Raw genomic sequence first — 4,878 nt, forward strand, 5'->3', positions numbered from 1 at the left:
AAACGGGTCCAGCCAGCAATCATAGATTGCTGTCGTTCGGCTGCGCATGAAGCTTCGCTTCATAAACACTTGCCTCACCCATGTGCGCTTCTCTCCGGCCATCCATGGCCTCCGACATTTTCGGGAGGGACACCCATCCGCGCCCTTTTGGCAAATGCGGGCATAGTCGTTAAGAGTCTTGCAGATACTTTACGGTTTAGGGAGTGAGAGGCTCAGTGCGCTACTACGGGCTTTAGTTGCCTATACTGACAGTTTTCAAATGGCGGGGTGGGGAAGACCTTTCCGAAAATTTGCGGAGCCATGGATGGCGGAGCAGAAGCGCCACAGGGATGTGCCGGAAGGAGCGTTTTTCGGAAAGGTCTTCCCCACCTCGCCTTGCTCCCAAGCCCTGCAGGCTAGGGTCAGAACAAGCCGGCCATCACTATAAGCCAAAAGCAGAACGCAAAAAGCCCGCTAATTCATAGAACTAGCGGGCTTTCGAAATAGTGGCTCCCCGACCTGGGCTCGAACCAGGGACAAACGGATTAACAGTCCGTTGCTCTACCAACTGAGCTATCGGGGAACGTCGTCATGTGACGAGGCGCGTATATTAAGTTGGCTATAGCGCCTCGTCAAGTCTCTGGCTAAAATTTTTAGCCAAGTGCCTTCTGCAACCGCTCAATGGCCTTCTGCAGATTGTCCATGCTGGTCGCAAAGCTTAAACGCATGTGCCCGGGGCTGCCAAAAGCAGAGCCGGGCACCAGGGCAACACCGGCTTCGGTCAGCAGCTTCTCGGCAAACTCCACGTCTGTGCTCACGCCGTCTGTGGCATCAATCGCACCCTGAAAGCTTGGGAACACATAGAACGTGCCGTCGCCGTTCAGGCACTCGACACCCGGCAGTTTGTTCAGTGCAGAAACCAGCCAGTCGTGGCGCTCTTTGAATGCTTTGACCATCTCACCAACACATTCTTGCGGGCCATCCAGGGCAACCTGAGCGGCGGCCTGGGAAATCGAGGCTGGGTTGGACGTGCTCTGGGACTGGATCTTCTTCATGGCACCGATGATTTTCGCCGGGCCGGCCGCGTAACCGATACGCCAGCCAGTCATCGAGTAGGCCTTGGATACGCCGTTCAGTACGAAGGTGCGATCGTACAGTTCTGGCGTTGCGTTCAGGATGTTGCAGAATGGCTTGCCGGTCCACAGGATCGGCTCGTACATGTCGTCGGTGGCGATCATGACATTGGGATACTTTTTCAGGACCTCGCCAATTGCCTGCAGCTCCTCCAGTGAGTAGGCCATGCCACTCGGGTTGGACGGGCTGTTGATCACGAACAGACGGGTACGCTCGGTGATGGCGCTTTCCAGCTGCTCCGGGGTGATCTTGAAACGGGTCTCGGCGTTCGTCTCGATGATCACCGGCTTGCCTTCGGCCACCAGCACCATGTCCGGGTAGGATACCCAGTAAGGCGCAGGGATAATGGCTTCGTCACCGGCATTCAGGGTGGCCAGGGCCAGGTTGAAAAAGCTCTGTTTGCCACCACTGCTTACTAATATCTGGTTGGCTTCGTATTCCAGGCCGTTGTCGCGTTTGAACTTCGCAATAATCGCTTTCTTCAGGGCGGGCGTACCATCTACGGCGGTGTATTTGGTCTGGCCGTTGTTGATGGCTTCAATCGCTGCCTGTTTGATGTGCGCGGGGGTGTCGAAGTCCGGCTCGCCAGCACCCAGGCCGATGATGTCCTGGCCTGCAGCGCGAAGTTCTGCTGCTTTGTTGGTAACTGCGAGGGTGGGGGAAGGCTTGATCGCCTGTACTCGGCTGGAAAGTTGAAGGTCCAAACTTGAGCTCCTTAAAGCTGCGTCTTATGGGCGGCGATCGGCAGGGCAGGAGCCAGACGTCCTGGCTGTTATTTCACCCAGCCGTCGATCGCACAGATGGTATCATGAAGCAGCGTTATCGCTAAATTTCTTGCAGGTACAGGCCCGTGTGCGCCGGTACCGACCCTCGGAGGTTAATCGCCAGTTATGGCCAGTAAAACACCCAGTGCCGCCAAAGAAGGTAAGTTCCGCGTTGATTCTCCCTACCAGCCGGCCGGGGATCAGCCCAAAGCCATCGCCGGGCTGGTGGACGGCATTCATTCCGGACTGGCGCACCAGACCTTGCTGGGGGTCACCGGTTCTGGCAAGACCTTCACCATTGCCAATGTGATTCAGGAAGTGCAGCGGCCCACCATCGTCATGGCCCACAACAAGACGCTGGCAGCCCAGTTGTACGGGGAGTTCAAGGAGTTCTTTCCGGACAACGCGGTGGAGTATTTCGTGTCTTACTACGATTACTACCAGCCGGAGGCTTACGTGCCCTCGTCTGACACCTTCATCGAGAAAGACGCATCCATCAACGAGCACATCGAGCAGATGCGGCTGTCGGCCACCAAGGCGCTGCTGGAACGGCCGGATGCCATCATCGTGGCGTCGGTGTCGTCTATCTATGGTCTGGGCGATCCCCAGTCCTACATGAAGATGATGCTGCACCTGGACAGAGGCGATCCAGTGGATCAGCGCGCGATTCTGCGCCGGCTGGCCGAGCTGCAGTACACCCGTAACGACATCGAGTTCCACCGCGCCAATTATCGGGTACGGGGGGATGTTATTGACGTATTCCCGGCGGAGTCGGAGCGCGAGGCGATTCGCATCGAGTTGTTTGATGACGAGGTGGAGCAGCTGAGCTACTTCGATCCGTTGACCGGCGAGGTGTTGCGCCGGGTGCCCCGGGTGACCATCTACCCCAAGTCCCATTACGTTACGCCACGGCAAAAGGTGCTGGATGCGGTTGAGGATATCAAGGTAGAGCTGGATGAGCGGCTCAAGGTGCTGCGTGATAACCAGCGGTTGGTTGAAGCCCAACGGCTGGAGGAGCGCACTCGCTACGACATTGAAATGATGCTGGAGTTGGGTTATTGCAACGGCATTGAGAACTACTCGCGCTATCTGTCTGGTCGCACACCGGGCGAGCCGCCACCCACATTGTTTGATTACCTGCCGGCGAATGCCTTGCTGGTGGTGGACGAATCCCACGTGACCATTTCCCAGATTGGTGCTATGTACAAGGGCGACCGGTCAAGAAAGGAAACGCTGGTGGAATATGGGTTCCGGCTGCCGTCGGCGCTGGATAACCGGCCCATGCGCTTTGAGGAGTGGGAGCGCATTGCGCCGCAGATGATCTTTGTATCTGCCACGCCCGGCAACTATGAAGCAGAGCATGCTGGCCAGGTGGTGGAGCAGGTCGTCCGGCCCACAGGTCTGCTGGATCCGGTGATCGAAGTACGGCCGGCGTCTACCCAGGTAGACGATCTATTGTCTGAAATTCACAACCGGGTCGCGGTTGAAGAGCGGGTGCTGGTGACCACGCTGACCAAGCGCATGGCGGAAGATCTGACCGACTTTCTGATGGAGCACGATATTCGGGTGCGTTACCTGCATTCAGACATTGATACCGTGGAGCGGGTGGAAATTATTCGGGACCTGCGTCGGGGTGAGTTTGATGTGCTGGTGGGCATCAACTTGCTACGGGAAGGTCTGGATATGCCCGAGGTGTCGTTGGTGGCGATTCTGGATGCGGACAAAGAGGGCTTTCTGCGAAGTGAACGGTCGTTGATCCAGACCATTGGTCGAGCGGCCCGCAACGTCAACGGCAAGGCGATTCTGTATGGCGACAGGATTACCGGTTCCATGCAGCGGGCACTGGATGAAACTGAACGCCGCCGTGAGAAACAGCAGGCCCATAACGAAGCGCATGGTATTACGCCCACCGGCCTGAACAAGAAGATTGCTGATATTATGGAAGGCGCTACCGGTGGCGGTCGTGGGCGTCGAAAGGCGGACAGGCCCGGCCAGAAAGCGGCTGAAGAAGCGGAAGATTATCTGGTCAGGGCGGGCAAACGTTCTCCGCAAGACTTACTCAAGGAAGTGGCCCGCCTGGAAGATGCTATGTATAAAGCTGCTGGAGATCTTGATTTTGAGACCGCTGCCCGGCTGCGGGACCAGATTTCTGAGCTTAAAGAAGCGGCCATTCGCACGGGTTGATCAGGCTCTCTTGGGGCCGACAATGACCGCTGCTTGCAGGGGCTGGTTGCGGCCATAACTGGACATCTTTCCGAATATTCGTTTGTCGATGGGCAGGTATTGCTTGTCGGCAACGGTTTCACCCTCGTCGGTGTCGATCTCCGGATCGTGCAGGTACACAAAATCCTCATCCATGGCGCATACGGTGACCCAGTGTGGCACCCGGCTACGGTTCAGTTGCCAGGTACTGATCAGGATGACCGGAATCTGGCCCCTGTGCAGCGCACGTTCTTGGCTGATCCAGACGCTGGCCTCAAACCCTCGATGCCAGGCGAGTGGCTGCGTTCATCAAGACCAGGCAGTAGCCCACCAGCTCCGAATCCTGCTCAGCAACGATTAGCCGGTCTCTGGGCATTTCAAGAAATCTCCGGAAGCTCCGGCGGGAAATCCGGTCTTCGCTTAAGCACCGGTTTTCCAGTTGCACCAGAGGGGTCAGATCGTCGGCGACGGCTTGTCGAAGCAGTACATCAGGCATAAACATCAAACCCCGGGGCGTAAAGAGTGCGGGAAGCTGGCGGTCACTTCCACTGCCGCTATTATGGTAGAGCCCGGAAGGTTTCGATAGCGGGCCATCATGCGTAAAAGCACGCATCACTGGCTGATTGTGGAGTTGCCGTAGGCGGCGTATTGTTGCGCCCATTACCCGGCAGAACCTTCAGGGAGGAATGCCACCGATGTCCCGTTTGTTAATTGTTGTGGACCGAGCCAAAGACTGGGCGCCTTACTACCCCAGCGAAGATGTTCTGACCTTCGATCAGTATCTTAAATTCGCCGCGCC

At 57.1% G+C, this 4,878-nt stretch carries 2 protein-coding genes, 1 tRNA gene and 1 pseudogene; 1 reads left to right on the forward strand and 3 read right to left on the reverse strand.

Translation table 11 applies throughout. The features are described from left to right. Positions 1-486: 486 nt before the first annotated feature. Together IBX51_RS14300 and IBX51_RS14305 are read right to left on the reverse strand one after the other, a co-directional pair. Positions 487-562: transfer RNA gene (locus tag IBX51_RS14300), tRNA-Asn, on the reverse strand. 70 nt (positions 563-632) lie between these two features. Beyond that, complete coding sequence (locus IBX51_RS14305; RefSeq protein WP_291831974.1) at positions 633-1,817, reverse strand: pyridoxal phosphate-dependent aminotransferase; 1,185 nt, start codon at positions 1,815-1,817, stop codon at positions 633-635. A 186-nt stretch (positions 1,818-2,003) separates the two neighbouring features. Between IBX51_RS14305 and uvrB the strand changes: the two genes are divergently transcribed. Next, the gene (gene uvrB / locus IBX51_RS14310) at positions 2,004-4,061 is read left to right on the forward strand and encodes an excinuclease ABC subunit UvrB (RefSeq protein WP_291831975.1); all 2,058 of its coding nucleotides are present in this window, start codon (positions 2,004-2,006) and stop codon (positions 4,059-4,061) included. Here the strand turns inward: uvrB and IBX51_RS14315 are convergent. Then, positions 4,062-4,575: pseudogene (locus tag IBX51_RS14315) on the reverse strand (peptidase C39 family protein). It abuts the gene before it with no gap. Positions 4,576-4,878: the final 303 nt, after the last annotated feature.

It is taken from the genome of Marinobacter sp., from assembly GCF_014859525.1.
Classification (GTDB): Bacteria; Pseudomonadota; Gammaproteobacteria; order Pseudomonadales; family Oleiphilaceae; genus Marinobacter.

Bases quoted from the DNA above. Each gene is read 5' to 3' on its own strand.
- uvrB (WP_291831975.1), top strand. From the start codon at position 2,004: ATGGCCAGTAAAACACCCAGTGCCGCCAAAGAAGGTAAGTTCCGCGTT.